The organism is Xanthomonas sp. D-36-1 (genome assembly GCF_017746155.1).
In the GTDB taxonomy this organism is placed as follows: domain Bacteria; phylum Pseudomonadota; class Gammaproteobacteria; order Xanthomonadales; family Xanthomonadaceae; genus Xanthomonas; species Xanthomonas cissicola.
In genome coordinates, this window is sequence record NZ_JAGHWR010000032.1 from 33,740 (window position 1) to 58,430 (window position 24,691).

Annotated in this window: 12 protein-coding genes and 1 other RNA gene; 7 read left to right on the forward strand and 6 right to left on the reverse strand. The window is 64.9% G+C overall.

Annotated elements, in window-relative coordinates; translation table 11 throughout:
• Positions 1–500: 500 nt before the first annotated feature.
• The 5 genes from J7367_RS10685 (at position 501) to J7367_RS10705 (ending at position 7,931) form a co-directional block, all read left to right on the forward strand.
• On the forward strand, positions 501–1,616 hold the full coding sequence (locus J7367_RS10685) for an efflux RND transporter periplasmic adaptor subunit (RefSeq protein ID WP_057661288.1): 1,116 nt from the start codon (positions 501–503) through the stop codon (positions 1,614–1,616).
• A complete protein-coding gene (locus tag J7367_RS10690; RefSeq protein WP_057661290.1) occupies positions 1,609–4,701 on the forward strand; it encodes a CusA/CzcA family heavy metal efflux RND transporter in 3,093 nt (1,030 codons plus the stop codon). Before J7367_RS10685 ends, J7367_RS10690 begins: the two co-directional genes overlap by 8 nt.
• Positions 4,698–6,182: an efflux transporter outer membrane subunit gene (locus J7367_RS10695; protein ID WP_057661292.1), complete on the forward strand. Its 1,485-nt coding sequence runs from the start codon at positions 4,698–4,700 to the stop codon at positions 6,180–6,182. Before J7367_RS10690 ends, J7367_RS10695 begins: the two co-directional genes overlap by 4 nt.
• A gap of 118 nt (positions 6,183–6,300) precedes the next feature.
• Positions 6,301–7,323 carry a HAMP domain-containing sensor histidine kinase gene (locus J7367_RS10700; protein ID WP_050780423.1) on the forward strand — a complete coding sequence of 341 codons (1,023 nt, stop codon included), beginning with the start codon at positions 6,301–6,303 and terminating at the stop codon, positions 7,321–7,323.
• Positions 7,320–7,931, forward strand: coding sequence for a response regulator (locus tag J7367_RS10705; protein WP_007970314.1), 612 nt, complete (start codon positions 7,320–7,322; stop codon positions 7,929–7,931). The genes J7367_RS10700 and J7367_RS10705 overlap by 4 nt, the downstream gene beginning before the upstream one ends.
• Positions 7,932–8,228: 297 nt before the next feature.
• On the opposite strand, the gene J7367_RS10710 is transcribed toward J7367_RS10705, so the two are convergent.
• Positions 8,229–18,422: an autotransporter-associated beta strand repeat-containing protein gene (locus J7367_RS10710; RefSeq protein WP_057661294.1), complete on the reverse strand. Its 10,194-nt coding sequence runs from the start codon at positions 18,420–18,422 to the stop codon at positions 8,229–8,231.
• Between the two features lie 546 nt (positions 18,423–18,968).
• Between J7367_RS10710 and J7367_RS10715 the strand changes: the two genes are divergently transcribed.
• Both J7367_RS10715 and J7367_RS10720 read left to right on the forward strand, forming a co-directional pair.
• Positions 18,969–19,139, forward strand: coding sequence for a hypothetical protein (locus J7367_RS10715; protein ID WP_157838197.1), 171 nt, complete (start codon positions 18,969–18,971; stop codon positions 19,137–19,139).
• Positions 19,140–19,168: 29 nt separating this feature from the next.
• Entirely contained in the window at positions 19,169–20,980 is a 1,812-nt protein-coding gene (locus J7367_RS10720) for an EAL domain-containing protein (protein WP_042674995.1), read from the forward strand.
• A gap of 124 nt (positions 20,981–21,104) precedes the next feature.
• Here J7367_RS10720 and J7367_RS10725 read toward each other — a convergent pair whose 3' ends face one another.
• The 5 genes from J7367_RS10725 to J7367_RS10750 form a co-directional block, all read right to left on the reverse strand.
• Positions 21,105–21,803, reverse strand: a complete 699-nt coding sequence (locus tag J7367_RS10725) for a DUF1349 domain-containing protein (protein ID WP_057661296.1) — start codon at positions 21,801–21,803, stop codon at positions 21,105–21,107.
• Positions 21,804–22,056: 253 nt separating this feature from the next.
• Positions 22,057–22,132: non-coding RNA, sX9 sRNA (locus J7367_RS10730), on the reverse strand.
• Between the two features lie 75 nt (positions 22,133–22,207).
• The gene (locus J7367_RS10735) at positions 22,208–23,128 is read right to left on the reverse strand and encodes a M14 family metallocarboxypeptidase (protein WP_057661297.1); all 921 of its coding nucleotides are present in this window, start codon (positions 23,126–23,128) and stop codon (positions 22,208–22,210) included.
• A gap of 102 nt (positions 23,129–23,230) precedes the next feature.
• Positions 23,231–23,740 (reverse strand): DUF892 family protein, encoded by a 510-nt coding sequence (locus tag J7367_RS10740; protein ID WP_008575404.1) that lies wholly within the window; start codon positions 23,738–23,740, stop codon positions 23,231–23,233.
• 646 nt (positions 23,741–24,386) lie between these two features.
• Entirely contained in the window at positions 24,387–24,644 is a 258-nt protein-coding gene (locus tag J7367_RS10750) for a KGG domain-containing protein (protein WP_005916070.1), read from the reverse strand.
• Between the last annotated feature and the right edge of the window lie 47 nt (positions 24,645–24,691).

Below are 24,691 nucleotides of genomic sequence, written 5' to 3' on the forward strand. Positions count from 1 at the left end.
CCGATGCGGCGGTGCTGCAGGTGACGCAAGTGACGCAAGTGACGCAAGTGACGATGTCACGCACACGGCTGGGTGACAGATAAAAGAAAGGCCCCGGCATGTCCGGGGCCTTTTCGTTGACGGCCGCATGCGAACGCCGGACTGCCAAGCGCTTGGCTGACACGGCGTGCTGCGTGCCGACCACGCGCAGACGATACGAAGGTATATCGATGCGATGTCCATGGACTGGCGAAAACACGCGAAAACCCCTGGTTTCGCGCACGAACGGCTGGCACCATGCACGCCATCGACGCGGCTGCAGCACGCGTTGCAACTGCGTCAGCCCCGATGGCTGGCGCGCAACCTCACACCTGTGGCGATTCGCCATGGGTGCCAGGCGATGCCGATGGACGCCGCTGCCGGCAGCGAGCGTAGATCCCTCGCCGATGCAACCGCGGCCTGCGTTCGCGCATCGCCGACCGCGGGTGCAACGCCTTCCCCCTCCCCGTTCGAGTCATCGCATGCCGTCCCCCTTCCTGCGTTCTACGCTGGCAGCTGCCTGTGTGTGCAGCTTGCTCGCTGGCTGCGGAGCCACACCGCCGCCGGCTGCTCCCTCGCCGCTGCTGATCCACACCAACATGCAGGTGATGGTGCCGGCGCACTCGCCCTTGCGTGCCAGCCTGCGCGTGCAGGCGGTGCGCAGCCGACCCCTCGCCCCGCTGCTGCAGATGCCGGCCGTGATCGAGGTCTTGCCCGAGCGGCTGGTGCGGGTCGTGCCACCGTTGGCCGGGCGCGTGGTCGCACTGCCCAAGACTCTGGGCGACACCGTGCGTGTTGGCGATGTGCTGTGCGTGCTGGATTCTGCCGAACTTGCCAGTGCCTACAGCGATGCCGGCAAGGCGCGTGCCACGCTGGAACAGGCACGTCTGGAACTTGCCCGACAGAAGGCGCTGGCAGCGGATAGCATTTCCGCTGCACGCGATCTGCAGGCCGCGCAGCAGGCCTTCGACAGCGCGCAGAACGATGCACGGGCCGCCAGCGATCGCCTGGCCCAGCTGGGCGTGGCTGCGCAGGCCAGGTCGCATCGGCGCTATGTCGTGCGTGCGCCCATTGCCGGCCGCGTGGTGGACCTGAGCGCTGCGCTGGGCGGCTTCTGGAACGACACAGCAGCGTCACTGATGACGGTGGCCGATCTCTCGCAGGTGTGGCTCACCGCCAGCGTGCCGGAACGCGAGATTGGCCAGGTCTTCGAGGGGCAGCCGGTGACTGCCAGCCTGGATGCCTATCCAGGCCAACGCTTCGCCGGCCACGTGCAACACCTGGATGATTTGCTCGACCCCGCCACCCGCACATTGAAAGTCAGGGTGGCCTTAGAGAACCGCGATGGCCTGCTCAAGCCGGGCATGTTTGCGCGCGCCCAGTTCCAATCGCGTCCCCAACAGGCCCTGCTGGTGCCCGACAGCGCGCTCTTGCAGATGGGACTGTACACGCGGGTGTTCATCGAAACCGCGCCGTTCGTTTATCGCTCGCGCATCGTGGCCACCGGCCGCGCAATGGATGGGTATACCGAGATTCTGTCCGGCTTGAAGGCCGGCGAGCGTGTGGTGATCAAGGACGGAGCCTTGCTCAATGATTGAGTCGATCATCACCACCTGCTTCCAGCGTCGCGGCATCGTCTGGCTGGTCTTCGTACTCATTGCGTTATACGGCACATGGAGCTGGACGCAGCTGCCGGTGGAGGCTTACCCGGACATCGCCGATGTCACCTCGCAGGTGGTCACGCAGGTCCCGGGCCTGGGCGCGGAAGAAGTGGAACAGCAGATCACCGTGCCGCTGGAACGTGCGTTGATGGGCACGCCCGGCCTGCATGTGTTGCGCTCGCGCAGCCTGTTCGCTCTTTCGTTGATCACGCTGGTCTTCGACGATGGGACCGAAGGTTACTTCGCGCGGCAGCGCGTGCTGGAACGCATACAGGCGGTCACCCTGCCCTATGGCGCGATTCCCGGGCTCGACCCGTATACCTCACCCACCGGCGAGATTTATCGCTACACGCTGGAATCGAAAACACGCAGCCTGCGCGAGCTGTCCGACCTGCAATTCTGGACGGTGATTCCGCGCCTGCAGAAGGTGCCAGGCGTGGCCGATGTGACCAACTTCGGCGGCCTCACCACGCAGTTTTCGCTGGCGCTGGAGCCGGACCGCTTGACCCGGTACGGGGTGTCGCTGCAGCAGGTCAAGAGCGCCATCACCAGCAACAACGCCGATGGCGGCGGCAGCGTGATGGACCGTGGCGAACAAAGCTACGTGATCCGCGGCATCGGCCTGCTGCATTCGTTGCAGGACATCGGCAACGTGGTGGTGAGCAGCAGCAATGGCGTGCCGGTCCTGGTCAAGGACCTGGGCGAGGTGCGCTACGACAATGTCGAGCGACGCGGCATCCTGGGCAAGGACAGCAACCCGGACACGATCGAAGGCATCGCGTTGCTGCTCAAGGACAGTAACCCCTCGGTGGCCTTGCAAGGCATCCACAGCGCCGTGGAGGAGCTCAACAGCAGCGCGTTGCCCAAGGACGTCAAGGTGGTGCCGTATCTGGATCGCACCGCGTTGATCGACGCCACGCTGCACACGGTGAGCGCCACGCTGACCGAAGGCATGTTGCTGGTGTGCGTGGTGCTGTTGATCTTCCTGGGTAGCCCGCGCGCGGCGGCGATCGTGTCGTTGACCATCCCGCTGTCGTTGTTGATCGCCTTCATCTTCATGCACCACCTCAAGATTCCCGCCAATCTGCTGTCGTTGGGCGCGATCGACTTCGGCATCCTGGTCGATGGCGCGGTGGTGCTGGTGGAAAACGTCTTGCGCCTGCGCGAAGAAAACAGCCAGCGTGCATTGACGGCACGCGATGCCATCGACGCCACCCTGCAGGTGGCGCGGCCGATCTTCTTCGGCATGGCAGTGATCGGGTGTGCGTACCTGCCGCTGCTGGCATTCGAGCGCATCGAATACAAGCTGTTTTCGCCAATGGCCTACGCGGTGGGCGTGGCCTTGATCGGTGCGCTGCTGGTGGCGCTGACACTGATTCCTGGCCTGGCGTGGCTGGCGTTCCGCACGCCGCGCAAGATGCTGCACAACCGCGTACTGGCAACACTGGGGCAGCGCTATCGCGCAGTGCTGGAACGCAGCGTGGGCCGACGCGGTTGGCTGCTGGCTTGCGCTGCGCTGGCGCTGTGCGTGCTGGCGGTGTTGGGGGGCAGCATCGGCCGCGACTTCTTGCCCTACATCGATGAAGGATCGCTGTGGCTGCAGGTGCAGATGCCGCCGGGCATCACCCTGGACAAGGCCGCCACCATGGCCAATGCCCTGCGCAAGGCCACGCTGGAATTTCCCGAGGTGTCTTACGTGGTCACCCAGACCGGGCGCAACGACGACGGCACCGACTACTGGACGCCTTCGCATATCGAAGCGAGCGTGGGCCTGTGTCCCTACAGGGAATGGCCGGCCGGCATGGACAAGCAGGCATTGATCGCTGCGCTCGGCGCACGTTATGCACGGATGCCCGGTTACACGGTGAGCATGATGCAACCGATGATCGACGGCGTGCAGGACAAGCTCTCCGGCGCGCACAGCGATCTGACCGTGAAGGTGTTCGGCGACGATCTGCAGCAGGTTCGCGGCGTTGCCGATCAGGTGGCCTCAGCCTTGCACAAGGTGCCCGGAGCTGCGGACATCGCCGTGGATGTCGAACCGCCCCTGCCCAACCTGCAGGTGCGTTTCGACCGCGAGGCGGCAGCGCGCTATGGCATCAATGCGGCCGATGTGTCGGATCTGATTTCCACCGGCATCGGCGGCAGCCCGATCGGGCAGATGTATATCGGCGAGAAGAGTTACGACCTTACCGTGCGCTTTCCGCAACGGTATCGCAACGATCCGCAGGCCATTGGTGCGTTGCGTTTGCGTACCGCCGCCGGTGCCGAGATACCGCTCTCGGCGGTGGCCAGCATCACGACCACCAGCGGCCAGAGCGTGATCGTGCGCGAGATGGGCCGGCGCAACATCATCGTGCGGCTCAACGTGCGCGGCCGCGATCTGTCCAGTTTCCTGAGCGATGCGCAGGCCACGCTCGCGCGGCACGTGCACCTGGACCCGCAGCACATGCAACTGGTGTGGGGCGGCCAGTTCGAGAACCTGCAACGCGCCCAGGCGCGCTTGCTGGTGGTGCTGCCGACCACCTTGTGCATCATGTTCGTGTTGCTGTTCGGCGCGTTCGGCAACCTGCGCCAGCCGACATTGGTGCTTGCCGCCGTGCCGCTGGCCATGATCGGCGGATTGGCTGCACTGCACCTGCGCGGGATGACGCTCAATGTCTCCAGCGCGGTAGGTTTCATCGCCCTGTTCGGGGTCGCGGTCCTGAACGCGGTGCTGATGCTCGCGCAGATCAACCGGCTGCGCCAAGACGTGGGCATGTCCTTGCGCGAGGCGGTGGTGGCCGGCGCGCTGAGCCGCATGCGTCCAGTCCTGATGACCGCGACGGTGGCAGCGCTCGGCCTGGCACCGGCGATGCTCGCCACTGGCCTGGGCAGCGATGTGCAGCGCCCCTTGGCCACGGTGGTGGTTGGCGGCTTGGTCACCGCCACGATACTCACCCTGGTGTTGTTGCCATCGCTGTACTACCTGATGGAAGCCTTCGTCGCAACGCGCCAGGGCCGCCAGGAGACGACACCATGACAGACGTTCGCAACGCATTGCTCGCCGGTGCCGTGGCGGTATCGCTCGCCGCCTGCGCAGTGGGACCGGACTTTCAGCGCCCCGCTGCGCCTGCTGCCGATCGCTACACCGCCAACGCGTTACCGGCAACGACCGCAGCCGCCGACGTGGCACATGGTGGTGCGCAAGAGTTCGAGCCCGGGCAGGAACCGCCGGCCGCCTGGTGGCGCGCATTCGGATCGCCGCAACTGAATGCTGTGGTGGAGCGTGCATTGCGTGCCAATCCGGATCTGCAGGCCGCCGACGCGGCGCTCCGCCAGGCACAACAGACGCTGGCCGCACAACGCGGTGTCTGGCTACCGCAAGCGGATCTGCATGTGGATGCCAGCCGGCAACGCGACTCGGTGGTGCCGGCGCCGGATGCCGGCATCGACACACCGTATGCGCTACGCACCGCCCAACTCAGCGTCAGCTATACGCTGGACCTGTTTGGCGGCACGCGGCGGCAAGTGGAAGCGGCCGGTGCGCAGGCACAGGCGCAGCGCGATCAGCGCGATGCGGCGTACCTGAGCCTCACCGCCAACGTGGTGAATGCGGCCATTGGCGAGGCGGCCGTGCGCGCGCAACTGGCTGCTGCGCGCGCGCAGGTCGCCATCGCCGAGCAGCTCTGCACGCTCACCGAACGCCAGCAGGCGCTTGGCGCGCTCGTTACAGCGCAGGTGCTGGCCCAACGCACTGCGCTGGCACAGGCGCAGGCCGCGGTGCCGGCGCTGGAAAAGCAACTGGAACAACAACGGACCCTGCTCGCGATTCTGGGCGGGCAATTGCCTGGCGACGCTGCGGGTGCGGCATTTACGCTGGACACGCTGCAGCTACCGGCGCAATTGCCGTTATCGCTGCCCTCGCGGCTGGTCGATCGCCGCCCGGACATCCGCGCCGCCGAAGCGCAGGCGCATGCTGCCAGCGCATTGATCGGCGTGGCGGCGGCTGCGCGCTTGCCATCGATTACCTTAAGTGCGGCCGGCGGCGGCTCTGCATCCAGTGTCGGACGCATGTTCGCGGCCGGCAATACGCAATGGTCGGTGGCCGGCAGCCTGCTGCAACCGCTGTTCCATGGCGGCGCGCTTGCGCATCAGCAACGGGCGGCCGAAGCTGGCTACGCGCAGGCCATGGCGCAGTACCGCAGCGTGGTATTGAACGCATTTGGCGAGGTTTCCAATGCGCTCACCGCGCTGCAGAGCGACGCGCAGAACCTGCGCGCCTGTGCCGATGCGCAGGCGCTGGCGGAGCGCACGCTGGCGCTGGTGCAACGTCAACAGGCGGTCGGTGCGGTGGGCATGGCAGATCTGCTGCAGGCGCAGCAGGCCTACCAAGGCACGCAGGCCGCCACGGTCCAGGCACAAGCCGCGCGTTACACCGACACCGTGGCGCTGTATCAGGCCCTCGGTGGCGGGCCGTGGTGGTCGCCAGCGGCCCAGACGCAAAAGCCCGCGGTTCCATGAATCACGCGCTGCATCCAGCGCCGGTTATGTAACGGCGGCGCCGACAGCTGAGACAATCGCCGCCATGCGCATGACTTCTCTATTCCGCTCGCCACCCACGCGTACCGACCTGCTTGGCATGGTCGGGCTGGTGGCGGGCATGGCAGCGATTTTTGTGGCCGATACCTTCACCGACTACGCGGTGGCGGCAGCCTTGTTCTATACGCTGGTGGTGCTGCTGTCGGTGCGCCTGCTGACGCGCACGGGTGTGGTGCTGTTGGCGGCCATCTGCCTGGCGCTGATCGTGCTCAGCTTCCATCTCACCCCGGCCGGCAGCTACCGCGTGGGCGTGATCAACTCCTGCATCAGCGCGGTGGTGGTGGCGGTCACCACGTATCTGGCGGTGCAGATGGAAGCGGCCAAGGCCAGCGCACATGCCGCACAGGCCCGGCTGTTGCGGCTCACCCGCAGCGGCAGCATGAGCGGGCTGGCCGCGTCGATCGCGCACGAAGTCAATCAACCGCTGGCCGCCATCGTGACCAGTGGCAATGCCTGCCAGCGCTGGTTGGCGCAGCAACCACCCAACCTGGCCAAGGCCGATGCCGCACTGGAGCGCATGCTCGCCGACGCCGGCCGCGCCAGCGCCATCATCGCGCGCATGCGTGCGCTGGCGCGTGGCGAAGCGAGCCAACGCCAGCCGCTGGATCTGAACCGCACCGTGCTCGACATGATTGCCCTCACCCGCGGCGAAACCGAACGTCATGGCATCGCGCTGTCGCTGGAGCTGGACCCTGCCCTGCCCGCGGTGCTGGCCGATGGCGTACAGATCCAGCAGGTCATCGGCAATCTGTTGCTCAACGCAGTGGAGGCACTGGCCACCTGGCCGGACGAGGCGCGCAGCATCCACGTACGCTCGCACATCGATGGTGCATGGGCATGCCTGTGCATCGACGATACCGGCCCGGGGTTGTCCGACGACGCACTGGCGCATGTGTTCGAGGCATTCTGGAGCACCAAGGACGATGGCATGGGCATTGGCTTGAGCATCAGCCGCACCATCATGGAAGCCAACGGCGGGCAGATCTGGGCCGAGCCGGCCGGTGTACGCGGCGCGCGCTTCGGCTTGCGTCTGCCCCTGGTCGCGACGGAGCGCAGGCAATGAGCGAGCTGGCTCCGGTGGTGTATCTCATCGACGACGATGCCTCGATGCGCGCCGCACTGGAGGATCTGTTCGCCTCGGTCGGCCTGCAGGTTTACGCGTTCGGCACCACCGATCAATTCCTCGCGCATCGGTTGCACGAGGCACCCGCCTGCCTGGTGCTCGACATCCGTATGCCGGGCCAGAGCGGGATGGAGTTCCATCGGCGCATGGTCGACTCCGGCTTTGCCCTGCCCACCATCTTCATTACCGGCCATGGCGATATCGCGATGAGCGTGGAGGCGATGAAGAACGGCGCAATCGAATTCCTGACCAAACCGTTCCGCGATCAGGCCCTGCTGGATGCGATTCAGGACGGCATCCGCCGCGACCGTGCGCGCCGCCAGAGCGAGGCGGTCGCCGCGCAGTTGCGTGCACGTTGGGAGTCGCTGAGTGGCGGCGAGCAGGATGTCACGCGATTGGTGGTGCAAGGTCTGTTGAACAAGCAGATTGCCGCGCGCCTGCATCTGAGCGAGATCACCGTGAAGGTGCGGCGTGGCCAAGCCATGCGCAAGATGCAGGCTGGCTCGTTGGCCGAACTGGTGCGCCTGGCCGAACGCATCGGGCTGTGATGCGCGCGATGTGACCGGTGCGCGAGCGTGCTGTGGTGCATGCCCATGCACGTGCCATCGGCTGGCATGCTGCCGTTGCGACGGTATGCGTGCTCCCGGATGCGCCTGAAGCGGCACCTATGCAGCGCTTTTTCCACTCTCGATGTCATGCATTAAACCTGATCGCCGCACGCATACGAATGCTCAGGTGCGCATCTTGCGATGCGCGCAACAGGCACAGGAATGTAGGCAAAAAAAACGCCCCGGTATCCGGGGCGTTTTTCTCATTCCAGTGTCAAGCACGCCGCAAGACAAGGCTCAGAAGCTTACTCCCCAGGTCACCTGACCACCGTACGCCGTCTGCCCGTCGCCGTTGAGTCCTTGCAGCGACAGTGCCAGCCGGCTGCGTGGCGAGGTGATCAGGCTCACGCCCAGCTCGCCGATGGCCGCGTTCTTGGCCAGGGTGACGCTTTGCACCGAGAACTCCGACCCGGTGCCGACGAAGCCGGCCGAGCGCTGCACGGAACGGTCGCCGAAGGCATGCCGCCAACCTGCCGACGCATACAACGCCGCTTTCTGGCCGAGGTCCCAATGACCACGCATACCCAGCGTGGCGGTACTGAAGGTGTCGCTGGCGCTGTCCACCGACAGGGCGGAGATGCCGCCGCGCTCGGTGAAACCATCGGTCTTCAGGCGGGTGTAATCGGCCGCGATGAACGGGCTGTACACCGCGCCCTCGGTACGCAGATTCCAGGCCGCTTCCACCGACACCGTCACCGCGGTGGCGTCGTAGCTGCCATCCAGGCGCTCTTGGAGCACGCCGGGCAACATCACCCGGCGCGTGCTGTCGACGCTATAGCTGGCGTAATCCACCGCACCTTGCAGCGAGAACGCAGACCAGTCGGCCCGGCCATACACGCCGGCATGCGTGCCATCCACATCGGCACGGTCGCCCCATTCGCGCGACCAGCTCTCGATATCCTGGTTGCCGACCGCAATGCCCACCACGCTGCGTTCGCCGAAGCGACGTTCCGCACCGGCCATCACGCCGTTGTCCTCGCGGCGTACCGACACCGCATTGGCATCGCCATCGACGCGGTTGGGCAGGCTGCGCCCGGTGATCCACACCGTGGTGTCGCCGACCAGCGTGTCCTGGCTGTCGCCACGCAGATGGTTACCGATGCCGCTGTTGAGGAAGCGGCTGTCCAGCAACGCGGTTGCGGTGCTGGCATGGCTTTCGCCCGATAGCGAGGCAAATGCAGTGCGCACCGCTTCCGGGTCGTCGGGCAAACGCACGACGGCCTGATAGATCGGGCTGGTGTTCGGCAAGCCGTCCACAGCCGCCGCAGCGGACTGTTGGTTCGGCGTGGTGACCGCGTCCACCATGCCCACCGTATTGCGCCCGAACGTCACCGACAGCGCCGTGGCGGTGGTGCTCACATTCGGATCGATAAACGCGTAGTCGGAGACGACGTTGGTGAACTGCCCGGTAAGACCGCCGCTGGCGCTGATCACCGGAATCTCCGTAAACAGCGGCAGGTCGGTCGCACGCACCAACGCCAGGGTGGTGCCGGTGGCCACGGTGGCTGCGCCACCGACCGTCACCGGCGTCACCACACCGCCGTCGCCGGGGGTCACCTGCAACGTGGAGCCTGGTGCAAACGTGGCGTTGCCACCGACGCTGATGGTGCCACCGGCACCACCGATGGCGACCGTGCCCGACGACACCAGGCTACCGACACTGCCGCTGCCGGTGAGCGTGCCGCCCGGGCCCACCGTGACCGGCCCACCCAGCGCGGCGCCCGGGTTGGCGGGGTTGCCTACGCTCAAGGTGCCTGCCGCGATGGTGGTCGGACCAGTAAAACCACCGCTGTTTGCGGTGATCAGCAGCGTGCCCGCGCCGTCCTTGAGCAAGCTGCCCGCGCCAGACAGCGTTCCCGCATAGGTGCCATTGCCCGCCTGTTGGAACACCAATGCGCTGTTGTTGGCGATATTGCCTTGCAGGCTGCTGGTATCGCCGATCAATGTGCCCGCGTTGACGGTCGTACCGCCCAGGTAACCGTTGACGCCATCCAGGGTGAGCGCACCGGTTCCGTTCTTGACCAGCACGCCGCTGCCAGTGACGTTGCCGGCGTAGGTCCCATCGGTTGCCTGGTCGAACACCAGCACTGCGTTGTCGACAATGTTGCCCTGCAGGCTGTCGGTCGTGCCGATCAGGCTGCCACTGGCGATGGTGGTGCCGCCGCTATAGGTGTTGGGCGCCACCAAGGTCAACGCGCCGGCACCTTGCTTGATCACGCTACCGGTACCGCTGACCACGCCGGCGAACGCGCCGTCGCTGGCCTGATCGAAAATCAACGTCGCGTTGTCGACCACATCGCCCTGCAAGCTAGTGGTGTTGCCGACCAGGCTGCCGGCGCTGATGACGGTGCCGCCGGTATACGTATTGGCGCCAAGCAATTGCAGCACGCCGCTGCCGGTCTTTTCCAGCGAGCCACTACCGCTGACCGCGCCGGCATACACGCCGCCGGCGGCCTGGTTGAACACCAACGCTGCATTGTTGGTGATATCGCCCTGCAAGCTGGCGGTGTCGCCAACCAGGGTGCCGGCCGCAATGGTGGTGCCACCGGTGTAGCCATTGGCGCCGTTGAGCAGCAGTGCGCCGGCACCCTGCTTGATCATAGTGCCAGTGCCGGTGATCGAACCGGTAAACACGCCATCGGCCACCTGGTTGAACGCCAAGGTTGCGTTATCGACGATGGCGCCTTGCAGGCTTGCGCTATCTCCCACCAGCGTGCCGGCAGCGATCGTGGTGCCACCACTGTAAGTATTGCTGCCGTCGAGCGTCAGCACGCCGGTGTTGGTCTTGATCAGGGTCCCGCTACCGCTGATGTTGCCGGCAAGCGTGAGGTCGGCCGGGTTGTCGACGGTAAGCGCCGCGCCCAGCGTGACCGCGTTGCCCAATGCCGCGGCAACCGCGTTGCCCAGCACCGAATCGCCGGTGACCGACAAGATGCCGCTCCCCAGGGCGCTGTTGCTGGCCACCGCCAGGCTGCCATCGCTGAGCACCGTGCCGCCGGCATAGCTGTTGTTGCCGCTGAGCGTGAGCGTGGACGTGCCGTTCTTGATCAAGCTGCCTGCACCGCTGATCGCACCGGTCAATGCCAGATCGTTGCTGCCCGGCAGTGTTAGCGCGCCATCGAGCACCACCGCGTTGCCGAGCGCCAATGCTTGGTTGGTATCGAGCGTGGTGCCCGCTGCGGCAGTCAGCGTGCCGGCGCCCAGCGCTTGCGCATTGCCCAACACCAGGCTGCCGCCGCCGAGCGCGGTGCCGCCGGTGTAGGTGTTGGCACCAGACAGGACCAGCGTGCCGGTGTCGAGCTTCTGCAGGGTGCCGGTGCCGCCGATCGCGACATCGATGGTGCCGGTCACGCCGGGGTCGACACGGATGATGGTGGTCGCTGCATTGGCGCTCAATGCGCCACCGCCTGCATCGCTCAGCACATAGCCATCGGTGATGAATTGCATGCCGGTGATGCCCTGGGTGCCCTGCACGCCCACGTTGCCCGCGGCGCCTGCGAAGACCGCAAAGCTGTTCTGCCAATCGCTGTTGGTCAGCCCATCGACCGACGTCCAATTGGTGGCGCCGGCGGTCCACACGCCGGTGCCGCCATCGGCACTGCCGTTGGCGACGGTCTGCGCGCCATCCCAGAACTGCACGTTGCTGCCAGAAGCCGACAACACCACATTGACCTGCTGCGCCAGCGAGGTCTGCAGCGTGAGCTGGGTGGGGTCGACCGTGCCCGGCAGTGTGCCGAAACCCATGCCATTGTTGGTCAAGGTGCCAGTGTAATCGATCAGGCGATACACGCCGGTGCCGAAGCCGCCGATGTCGGTGATGTTGAGCGTGCCATCCAGCGTGAGGTCGCCGTTGACCGCAAGTACCCCGGTCTGGCTGGGAATTCCCAGGAACGCATCCAGCGTGGCATTGGACGCGATGCTCAGGCTGCCGGTGGTCAGCAGCGCACCGCTGGTCACCACCAGGCGGCCACCGTCATTCACCGTGACCGCGGCGTTGACCACGCCGCTGCCGCTCAACGTGCCGCCGGTGCCCACGGTGACGCCACCGGCACTGCCCAGCGTGCCATCCACATCCAGCGTGCCCGCCGTGACCTGCGTGGTGCCGCCGATCGCGCTGCTGCCGGTGAGTTGCACGGTGCCGGTGCCGATTTTTTCAAGATTGCCGGCATCGTTCAGCCCACCTGCCAAGGTGCTGCTGACATTGCCAACGCCCAGTTGCAAGGTGCTGCCACCCTGGATCGCGACATTGCCCAGGCCGGTCACGCTGCTCAACGCGGTATTGCTGCCGAGCGAGAGCCCTGCCCCGGCCGCAACATCCACGCTGGCGGTCGTCCCCAACGTGCCGGTGGCGGTGGTGGCAAGCACGCCGCCCTGTACCGACACCGGGCCACTGAACAGGTTGCTGCCAGACAAGGTCAAGGTACCCAGACCTGTCTTGGTCAGCGCGCCCGCGCCACTGAGCACGCCGGTCAACGCCAGATCATCCGCACTGGCGATGGTCAGGTTGGCGCCCAGGTTGACGTTGTTGCCCAGGGCCAGGGCGATGGCATTGCTCAACGTCGCATCGCCCAGCACCGACAGGCTGCCGGTGCCGAGCGCGGCGTTGCTGCCCACCGCCAGCGTGCCGGCATTCAACACGCTGCCGCCGAGATAGCTGTTGCTGCCACCCAGCGTGAGCGTGGAGGTGCCGTTCTTGATCAAGCTGCCGGCACCGCTGATGGCGCCGGTCAGTGCCAGGTTGTTGCTGCCGGGCACGGTCAATGCACCATCGAGCACCACCGCGTTGCCGATCGCCAACGCTTGGTTAGTATCGAGCGTGGTACCCGCTGCGGCGGTCAGCGTGCCGGTGCCCAGCGCTTGTGCATTGCCCAACACCAGGTTGCCACCGCCGAGCGCGGTGCCACCGGTGTAGGTGTTGGGACCACTCAGCACCAGCGTGCCGGTGTCGAGCTTCTGCACGCCGCCGGTGCCGGTGATGGCCACATCGATGCTCGCCGTGGCACCCGGGTCGACGCGGATGGCGGTCAACGGGTCGGTCACCGCCAGTGCACCCGCGCCGGCATCGGTCAGCTGATATCCATCGGTCACGAACTGCAAGCCGCCGATGTTCTGCGTGCCCTGCACGCCCACCGTGCCCGCCGTACCGGAAAACACTGCGAAGTCGCCTTGCCACGCGCTGTTGGCGCTACCGTCCTGGCCGGTCCAGTTGGTGGCCGCACCCCAGGTGCCGGCGCCGCCATCGACAGTGCCATTGGCCGTGGTCTGCACACCATCCCAGAACTGCACGATGCTACCCGGCGCGGTCACCACAAGATTGAGTTGCTGACCGATGGCGGTCTGCAGGGCGAGCTGGCTGATGTCCACGCTGCCCGGAAACAGGCCGATCAGCATGCCGTTGTTGGTGAGCGCACCGGTGTAGTCGATCAAGCGATACACGCCGGTGCCGAAGCCGCCGAGATCGGTGATGTTGAGCGTACCGTCCAGGGTGAGATCGCCATTGACGGCCAGCAAGCGGGTTGCGCTCGGCGCGGCCAATGCCACGTCGACAAACGCGCCGGGTGCCAGCGTCAACGCGCCCACACTCAACGACGAGCCGCTGGTCAATGCAAGCCTGCCACCATCGCTGATGGTCACGGCCGCACCCACATTACCGGCGGCGCCGGTGCCGGTCAGCGTGCCGCCCGATGCGACGTTCAATGCGCTGGTGCCGAGACTGCCGACCACATCGAGCGTGCCCGCACTGACCTGCGTGCTGCCACCGATCGCACTGGTACCGAGCAAACGCACGGTGCCGGTCCCCGCCTTGTCCAGGTTGCCGCCACCGCCCAGGCTGCCGGCGAAATCGCCGCCACCCAGCTGGAGCGTGGCGCCGGCATCGGTATCGACACCGCCCGCACCGCTGAGCGCGTTGATCAGGCCGCCGTTGGCCAGATTCAACAGCGCGCCTGCCGCGACATCGACAGTGCTGGCGTTGCCCAATGCAGCCGCAGTGCTGGCCACCACGGTACCCGCCTGGATCGCCAACGGGCCGGTGTAGCCGTTGTTGCCGCTCAAGGTCAGCGTGCCGAGGCCGGTCTTGATCAGGCTTCCGCTTCCGCTGATGGCACCGCTGGCCAGCATGTCTGCGGCGTTATCCACGGTGAGCGCGGCGCCCAGCGCGATGTCGTTGCCCAGCGCCACGGCGACGGCATTGCGCAATACCGAATTGCCGAGCACCGACAGGCCGCCGCTACCGAGCGCATTGTCGGCTCCCACCGCGATGGTGCCTGCGGTCAGGCTGGTGCCGCCGCTGTAGCTGTTGTTGGCAGTGAGCGACAGTGTGGTGGCGCCGTTCTTGATCAGGCTGCCGGTGCCGCTGAGGCTGCCGTTCAAGGCCAGATCGTTGCTGCCGACCAGCGTCAGTTGATCGTTCAACACGACGTTGTTGCCTACCGTCAACGCGGCAACGGCATCCAGTTCGGCAGGGCCGTTGACCAGCACGTCACCCGCGCCAAGCGCCGCATTGTTCCCAAGCACCAGCCTGCCTGCGTCCAGCGCAACGCCGCCGGTGAAGGTATTGGCGTTGCTCAACGTCAAGGTGGCGTTGCCCTGCTTATCGATACCACCGATGCCACTGAGCACGCCGTTGAGCGCAATATCCTGCGTGCCAGGCAGGGTCAACGTGCCATTCAAGGCGACTGCATTGCCCAGCGCCACGGCGGTGCTTGCCTCCAGTGTGGTACCGCCTGCGGCGGTCAAGGTGCCCGCGCCCAACGCCGTATTGCTGCCAACCAGTAACGACCCGCTCTGCAATTGCAGCCCACCGCTCCAGGTGTTGTTGCCGTTGAGGGTCAGCGTTTGCGCGCCTGACTTGATCACGCTGCCGGCGCCATCGATCGCGCCGTCGAGCGTGAGGTTTTGTCCATCGATCGTCAGCGCACCGTTGGTGGTGAGCGCGTTCTGCAAGGTCACCGCAGCCGCTGCGGTGAGCGCCGTGCCGTTGGCGGCAGTGAGTGCCCCGCTACCGAGCGCGGTATTGCTGCCCACGGCCAGGGCGCCGTCGTTCAACACGGTGCCGCCGGCGTAACTGTTGTTTCCGTTGAGCGTGAGCGCTCCGGTGCCTTGCTTGACCAGGCTGCCGGTGCCGCTCACGGTGCCGGTCAAGCCCAGGGTGTTGTTGCCGGTCAACGACAACGCACCATTCAGCACCACGTCGTTGCCAAGCGTGGTTGCCGCGGTGGCCTGCAGTTGCGTGCCGCCGGCCGCGGTCAACACACCGCTGCCCAGTACCGCGCCGCTGCCGATCGACAAGCGACCCGCGTTGAGATCCACGCCGCCAGCGAAGGTGTTCGCGCCGGTCAGCGTCAGCGCTGCAGCGCCGTCTTTGATCAGGCCACCGATGCCGCTGATGCCACCGGTGAGGGTCAGGTCCTGGCTGCCGCCCAGTTGCAGATCCGCATCCAGCACCACGTTGTTGGCCACCACCCGTGCAGTGGTGCTATCGAGCAGGCCGCCACTCACGTTCAGGCCGCCCGCCCCGAGTGCGCCATCGCTGCCCAGAATCAGGCTGCCTGCCGTCAGACGAGTGCCGCCGAGATAGGTGTTGTTGCCGCTGAGGGTCAGGCTGGCAGGGCCGAGTTTGTCCAGGCTGCCGGCGCCACTGATGCCTCCGGTCAGCGTGAGCGCGTTGCTGCCACCCACAGTGAGCTGCCCTGCCAGTGCAATTGCATTGGCAAGCGTGCTCACTGCCGCGCTGTCCAATGTCGTGCCAGCCGCTGCGGTCAGGGTCCCGCTACCCAGCGCGGTATTGCTGCCCACCGTGAGCTTGCCGGTGTTGAGCGCGGTGCCACCGGTATACGTGTTGTTGCCGCTAAGCGTGAGATCGCCGCCGGCCTTGACCAGGCTACCGGCACCGCTGATGGCGCCGCCCAAGGTCAACGCTTGCGCACCATTGACGGTCAGCGCACCGGTGCCCAGCGTCACTGCGTTGCTCAGCGCGGCAGCGGCGGTGTTTTGCAAGGTCGCAGAACCTGTGACATTCAACGCACCGGTGCCCAGTGCGGTGCCGCTGGTCACCTGCAAGGTGCCCGCGTTGAGGCTGGTGCCGCCGGTGTAGGTATTCAGGCCAGCCAGCGTCAGCGTCCCGCCGCCAAGTTTGTCCAATGCGCCGGCGCCACTGATGGTGCCGGTGAGACTCAACCCGTTGCCGCTACTGCCGACGCCCAAGGTTCCAGTCAGCGCAATCGCGTTGCCCAGCGTGGACGCGGCCGTGGTATCGAGCTCACCACCGCTGGCGACGAGCGTGCCCGTGCCCAGGGCCGCATTCGAACCGACCACCAGCCGCCCGGTGCTGAGCGTGGTGCCGCCGGTGTAGGTGTTGGCGTTGGTCAGCGTGAGATCGCCGGTGCCGCTCTTGATCAAACTGCCTGCACCGTTGATGGCACCGCTGAGCGTCAGCGCTTGTGTGCCGGTCCAGTTCAACGGCGCAGCGAGGCTGATGCCATTGGTCACGGTCAATGGCGCAGTGGTACTCAGGCTGGATGCGCCGGTGACATTCAATGCGCCCGTGCCGAGCGCGGACGCGGTACCCAGCTGCAGCGTGCCCGCTGCGAGCGTGGTGCCGCCGCTGTAGGTATTGGTGCCGCTGAGCGAAAGCGTCCCGGTGCCGATTTTATTGACACCGCCAACGCCGGCCAGCGTGCCGCTCAAGGTCAATGCGTTGCCGCTGGCACCCAGGCCCAGCGTATTGGTGAGCGCAACGTTGTTGGTCAGGGTCAGCGGCGCAGTGTTATCCAGCAAACCGCCTGCCGCCGTGACCGTGCCAGTGCCGAGCGCACCGGATGTCTCCAGCAGCACGCTGCCGGCACCCAAGGTGGTGCCACCGCTGTATGTATTGCTGCCACCCAAGGTCAGCGTGCCGGCGCCAACCTTGTTGAGCGTCCCGGTGCCACTGACCGCCCCTCCGAGTCGCAGCGCGTTTGCGCCTCCAATACCAACCGTGTTGCTCAGCGAAAACGCATTGGCCAGGTTCACCGCGGCACCTGCCAATACGCTGCCGCCGGATGCGGTGACCGTGCCGGTGCCCAAGGCGCTGTTGGCACCCACCGTCAACGCGCCATTGACGAGGTTGACGCCACCGCTGAACGTGCTGGTACCGGTCAGCGCCAGTCCGCCGGTGCCGGTCTTGGTCAACGCGCCGGTGCCGGTGATTGGGCTGCCGACGGTCAGGTTATTGGTGCCCTGTACGGTCAGGCCGCCCGCGCCAAGCGCAATGCCATTGGTCGGTGCAAGGGTCAGGCCTGCAGCCGTGGCTTCGAGCGTGCCGCCGTTGGCGGTGATGGTGCTGCCCAACTGCGCAGCATTGGCGAACTGCAGCACGCCGCCATTGAGCGCGCTGTTGGCGAAGTTGCTCGCGCCGCCCACCGACCAGGTGCCGCTATTGACGCGCAAATTGCCGAAATTGATGTATTGCGCAGTGCTCAACGTCCCGGTGCCGGCGCTACCGCTGCCGGTTCCGACTGCAGAATTTTGCAGGATCAGCGTGTTGTTTCCGCCCAGGCCTCCATCCACCACACCGGTTTGTGCGAAACTCAGCAGACCGCCGGGGCCAAGCAATTCCAGTGCAAGCCCCCCGCCGCTGTTGACGCTGCCACCGGTGACTGCAGTGAAGCTGTTGGTGCTGCCCGCCCCCATCGAAACACTGCCGTTGATGGTGCCCGAGTTGACGAACGTATTGCCGGTGGCCGAACTTTGAAAGCCCGCCCGTCCGTTGATGGTGCCGGTATTGACCGCGTTGACGGTGCCTCCACCGGTCACTGCGATCACCGGCGTGTCAGGCCCCAAAATCGACAGCCCTAGCAACGGGCGACTATCGATCACGCCGGCGTTGTTGATCTGCACCGTCCCGTTGCTGGCCGACGTCAGCCCCAGCGCCATGCCGTCGAGATTGAGCAGATTGGCGCCGAGCAGGCCGCCAGTGCCGTAGAGCGTGCCGCTGGCAAAGTTGTTGACGGTGACTGCAGTGGAGCTGGCATTGCCCATGGTCACGCCGCTGCTCAGTACCGAGAGCAGCCCAAGCACGGAAGGGTCGATGGTGCCGGCGTTGTTGAGTGTGGAATTGGTACCGCTCAGAGCGATGGCGGTGCCGCCCAACAAGCCTGCGGTCATCTGGCTGCCGGAGGCGACATTCACGGTCAGGTTATTGGCGCTACTGGAAAAGCTGTTACTGGTGACCGGCGTACCCGAGCAGGTGACTGTAGCGCCCGCCGCGGGGATGGCCGGCGTGCATGCGCCCCAGGCCAGCATTGGTGCGGCGGCCCACAACGCAAGGACCACCAGGGCCGGCAAATGACGACGGGTAGAGCCAGGCTTGCGACGCCGACGCACCAACTCATGCGTCACCACCCAATTACCAATGGCTGCGTTCCAGACCAGCGCAAATGCACGATTCATTTGAATTCCCCCTGATTGCCGAGCAGAGACCAGCGCGCACCCATGCACGCGCCTCCAAAGACGGGATTGGAATGACGGTAGATCCGGTTTAAAGAATCCAGGCCAGTTCAACAGTAAGGCTAAGAACCAGAAGCCCCTAAATAAGGAAGAGTTCGGTTAATACCAGTACTGAATTACTGCGACGCTATATTAATAGGCGAATCAATCGACCTAAAACTGTGTCGAATATCACTAAGCTTGAACTCATCCACCACACTCACCGATTCTGTGAACTGATTTGCTCGTGCTCGTTAATTGCACTTTCGCGACCTCAGCAGTAAAAGCTCACGATGCACGAACCAACTGCTTCACTAACAAAACAGGAACTTACCGACTTTTTCAAAGGCATCGACTGGATGAGGCTGGATTATTAAAACCAGGCTGATGCGTCGTTAAAACTCGGCGCAGTAGTGCCTTGTAACAATCGTTTTCAGTGAAACTTGCTGCGTCGCAAAAGTTCGATACATGCGCTTGCAGACGCTCCCGCCAATTTATGAGTTCGCTTTTATGAGTAAGACCACTGCACCGGTCGACACCGATTGGGGAGTGCGGTATTTGTATAACTCAGGCGCAGCGGCAGCAGTTATTGTCGGGGCTGCCAGCTTGTTTACCGCGTGGAACTACCCCAACGCTGATAGGGAATGTACGAATCGTGCAGACCTCATCACCTATCGATGACCCCGGTTTGTTTCTAGTAGCGGTGCAGTGTGATCTTCGACACGGAACCTGACGCCATGACGCTAGCCCCGGACGACAAACCGCAGGATCGCCACTTCGACTGGTCAGGCGTGCCGATCGACCTGGGTGGCATGGAGCCACTCGAGCAAATCGCACGATTGCTTTGCCATGCCCTGGTTTCGCCGGCTGCTGCGCTGACCATCACCGAGGGCGGGCGCCTACGCGTGCTGGCAGCGCGTGGTATCAGCAGCAGTCATGTCGAGCAGGCGATGGAGTTGTGCCAGCAGGTTCCGGCAGCGCCCAATGGCGTGACCGAGTTGATCGAGCATGCAACGCTTGCGCAAATCAAACTGGGCGATGCCGCCTTCCCCGGCTTGCCCGCGCGCTTTATCGCCTGTGTGCCGGTGGGTGCCCCGCAGACAGGCATTTCCGGCACCCTGTGCGTGATCGACACACGCGAGCGCCGGCTGGCGAGCCAGGAGCACCAGCAACTGCTGATGTTCGCCAATGTGGCTGCCGCACAACTGGAATTGCAGTTCGGTGCAGGCAGGCGCGAACCGCATAGCGGCTTGCTCAATACGCGTCAGCTGCAATCGGATCTGGACGCCCTCGCCTTCGGCAGCCATAGCGTGCCCACCATTGCTGCATTTATTGAGGTCTACGATACCCAGGCCGCCAACGAGGCGCGCCAGGCGCTGGGCATGCAGCCGTTGGAAGAATTGGTTCGCCACGCCAGCTATGTGTTGACGCGCGCCTTGCGCGGCAAGGCGACGGTGTACCACGTGGCCTCGATGCGCTTTGCGTTCTTCCTGCTCAACTCCGCGCCGGACGAGATGGAAGACCTGCTGCTGGATCTGCGCGACATGCTGCTCAAGCCGGTGGATGCCGCCGGCGTACCGATGTCGCTGACCTTTCATGCCGGTGTGGTGCGCTTTGCCCCGCAGCAGCCGGACACCAACGACGTGATGCGCAAGGGCTTGGTGGCGCTGGGCGATGCCATCAATAACCATGCCATCGTGTGCTGGTATAGCGCTTCGCACGACGATGCGATCCAGCGCTCCTACCGCTTGGCACTGGATGCCGAACAGGCACTGGACGCTGGCGATTTCCGGCTGGTGTTCCAGCCTCGCATCGATCTTGAAGACCTATCGGTGACCGGCTTCGAGGCGTTGCTGCGCTGGCATCATGCCAGCCTCGGCCCGATTGGTCCCGACGAGTTCATCCCGCTCTTCGAAAAAACCGCACTGATGTGCACGGTCACCAATTGGGTGATCGAAAGCGCCTTGGTACAGCTGGCGAAGTGGCGTGCCCAGGGCCTGGATTTTTCTATCTCCATCAACCTGTCGTCGCGCGATTTCGGCAACATCAATCTGGCAGCGGATGTGATCAACCGCTGCAAGGATCTGGCGATTCCCACCACATGCATCGAGCTGGAGATCACCGAAGGGCGCTGGCTGCGCAGCAATGTCGAAGCGGTGCCGCGGCTGCGCGCGTTGCGCGATGCAGGCGTGAGCGTGGCCATCGACGACTTCGGCACCGGTTATAGCAATTTCGGCTATCTCACCGAGTTGCCGGTCAATGTGCTCAAGCTGGACCGGTCGCTGGTGACTGGCATCGCCACCAAAACCGGCATGCAGATGCGCGCCGAGGCGGTGGTGCGCCTGGCCAATGCATTGGGTTATCGCACAGTGGCCGAGGGCATCGAGCACGCCGATGAGATTGCCTTGCTGCGGAGTTGGGGATGCGATGAAGCGCAGGGGTATCTGCTGGCCAGACCCATGGAAGCGCATCTGGTGGCCGATTACGTCAAACACACCGCGGCGGTGCAGCGCCTGCCGTAACGCCGCGGCGGCGCGCGGAGCCTGCCGGACAGGCAATCGCACCGCGCCGCTGTGCGGTTGCATACACGATGCCTGGCAATGCGATGCACGTCCAACCTGTTGCCTGCAATGCAGCGAGGCCCGCTCAACTGAGATCGTGCAGGTCCTTGCCTGACGGCGCACTCAGTGCCCAATCGGAGAACCGCACCTTCAGTCCGGCGCGCTCGGGCGTGCAGCACATCGGCCCGACCAGATAGGCGTTTGCTATCGGGAATGGACATAGCCGCACCAACGGCCAGTGACGGCCGTCCGCAGAGACCTGCAGGCGTAGCACACCGTCGGCAACCGTGGCACGGATCCAGAAATCCTTGGGGTCGGCTTCGTAAGGACCAGTGGCCCAATCCGATACCGGGTTGGTCAACACGCTGCTGAGCATGGCACGCCCGTCGCTGAGTTCGATCCCGGCCTTGACCCAGTGCCGCTCGTCCACGCGCACCATGATGCCGGCCTGGTCGTACAAGGCTTCGTACTGCGCGCGCACACGCAGCTGCGCGGTGAAGCCTGCGCCGGCCTTGATGCCCAGAAAGTGCCCGCTGTCGCGGGTGAACCCGTAGTGCGTCTTGCGCCAGAAGTCGGTCGCCTGGTCGGTCACCACATCCAACGTGTCGCCGTTGATAGCGAATGTCTTCGGCCGGTTGAGCCAGGTTCCGGCGTGCCAGCTGCTGTCCTGCGCCATGGTGTTCCTCGGGTTGGTCTGTTGTGCAAACGCGCCACCACTGAGCGTCAACCCGACCACGCCAGCCAACACGCGCCTGCGTGCGCCATTGAATGCAGCGTGTTGCATGGATCTGCGCTCGTGCAATTTATGAAAGCGTAGTTTACGCGCTGTACGCGCAAGGCCGCATGCGTGCGGCCCGTCCTCTGCTGGCCATGCAGGCAACGCGCCGGTCCATGCTGCGACGATGCACGGCCGTGCAGACGCGTCGCACACATGCGACGTAGCCGCAGAACCCTGGCCCGAATCCGCACGCGAGCAATCGCTGCGCGCGGCGTACAGGGATTTGCCGGCCAACCCTGCCGCGTACGTGCCTGAGAGCGGCTAACACAACGCAGCGAACAGTCGTCAGGTAGGCGTGGACGGCGCGGAGGAACCGGCGTGTACGCGTGGGACATGCCGGCTCCGAGCACCGGCAGCGCCCGCCTGGCGGCTGCACAGTCGTTTTGTCAGCTGCACTGAGTGCCCTGCCCTCAGTGCTGCGCCAATGCGTAGTCGATTGCCGCGCAAATTGCCGCGACCTGCGCAGCGTTGCATTGGTCGGGTGTGGCGCGCGGGCTATCCGGATAGACCTCGGTGGTCGTGCGATACCGCGCATCGGTGACACCGGCGCACAGGCCCAGTCGCCGCACCGGATAATTGATGACCCCATGCCCCACCACCGGTGCCCCGATGAGCCGCCCATCCGCATCGGCGGGCGCGATATGCGTCACCTCGGCCACCGCCGCGATCACCGCCTGCTGGAAGGCGGACTGCGGATCTTCACTGTCGCCCACCAGATAAAACCCGTCCGGGATGCTTCCCGGCACAAACACCGCACCGTCGCGCGCCGCCAACGCTGGGCGAAACTCGCTCTCGTCGCTATCGGTGGTTTCGTGCAGGTCGATATGCACCAGCATTCGCCCGGGGGTCGCAGCCACCACCCGCATCAGCGCAGCCAACTCTTCGGCCGGGCTGTTGTTGCGAAACGCGCGATTCGGATCCACTGCATCGGCATTCCAGCGCTGGATGCGCTCATAACCCCATGGGTTGATGCACGGCGCCACCAGTACATTGCAGCTGCCTGCGTAGTCGGCAGCACGTTGCTGCAGGAATTGCAGCGCACCTTGCACGCCGCTGGTTTCGTAGCCGTGCACGCCTCCAGTAACCAACACGCATGGCAGGCTGTCGTCCCACTGCTCGCTTCGTAGTGCCAGCAAGGGATACTCCCCTTGCGCATGGGCAATGGTGCCGTACTGCACGCGCTGGTATTGCTCGGCCAGGGTGGCGATCTGCTGCACGACATCGTCCGCATAACTGCGCTGCTGCAGCTGGCGTGCGCGCCACATGGCGCGTTCCGGCTCGCCCCACGGTTGCCCGGGCGTGCCGATCGGATACGTTGGGTTGGTCGTCATTGCAGACACCGGTGCGAGGAAAGCGCCAAGGGTAAGCGCTCTGCACGCAGAAGCAAAAAGGCCCCGCACTGCGGGGCCGATGCAAGCTGACGTAGCCGACGTTTACTTCTTTGCGGTAACCCCTGGGGTGGCGTCGCGTACCAGGAACTCTTCAGTCAACTCCGGCAGATGCGCCAGTAGCCAATCGGCCATGGCCTGCTCCTGGGGCAGGATCTGCTCGCACACGCGCTGCGTTTCGGTATCGCCTACCGTTTTGGCGGCACCCAGCAACGCGGTGTAGGTGGCGATCTCCAGGTTCTCGAACACGTAGCTGGCCATCGCACCCTTGACGATTTCGTCGGAGGTGGTCATGCCGCCCATCGCCTGCCCGAAGGCGGCCATCTTGCCCATGGCGTCCTTGATGATCGACGGTGAACCGCCCAGGCGCTCGATGCACGACTCGACCAAGCGCTGTTGCCCCAGCGTCTCTTCCAGATGCTGCTCGATGCGGGCTTTGAGCTGGGGGTAGTGCTCGATGCGTGCGGCCTGGGCCTTGAGCATCTGCTCGGCCTGCTGCTCCATTGCATGCGCATCGCGCAGCCAGTCCATCAGGTTTTCTTGGGGTTCGGCCATGGGGTTCTCCTGTTTGTTTGCGATATGTCCAGCCTGCAGCGGCGCGGATGAAAGATGTGACTGTTCCAGGTGAACGCTGCGTGCGCCGTCTACGTGCCATAGACATGGCGCGACGGCGCTGCGACCCCGCCATCCACAGACTGTTTGTATGCGGTCAAAACAGAACTGAGGACCTGCCTGGCGATCCCTCAGGACCTGCATGCAACGCAGGGCCGCCGACCACGCTGACCACCTGAGGTCGATGCGTTCGGCTACCGATCGCGGGGACACTTCACGCGGCGGCGGTGCGGTGAGCCCGCAATCCGGGGGGGTGCAAATCCTGCCGAGGTTAGGAGCTGCAGCAGGGCTGGAGTGAAATTTCTCCGTGCAATCGATGTCGGACATCATGCAGGGCTGCAAAAATTTCTCGCTTGTGCACGACGCATTGCACCGCAGGCGCTCGTGGATCTTTCAAGGTGCACAGAACATCACACGCGATGATTGCGTACAAAAATTTGCAATCGATTGCGCATTATCGCGCGCACAAATCGGTTTGCTTCAAACCAAAAACAGCACAGGCGCTAGGCCGCATGGGCGTAGCGCCTATACCCAGCCTCTCGCAAGATCCGCTCCCGAACAGGCGCGCCATGGCACGCCGATGGCTGGATTAAGCGGATTCTTCCTGCGGCTTGGCCTGCTTGGAACGCCCGCCCTTGCTGCCGATCCGCGACATGTGATCGCGATCGCGGCTTACGGCCTGGCCACCCTTACGACCAGCTTCGCGCGCTTCGTCGCTAGTAAATTCGTGCGCATTGCCGCTGGCATGCGCGGCTTTGCCACCGCTACTCGCCAACAGGCGGCGCTTCTCCGGATCCAATGCGGCAAAGCCGCGCCGGCTACGGGTCGTGTTTTGTCCGTCTTCCACTGTGCCTCCTCTCGATGCTTCGGTTACGCCTGGGTAATGGGCTAACC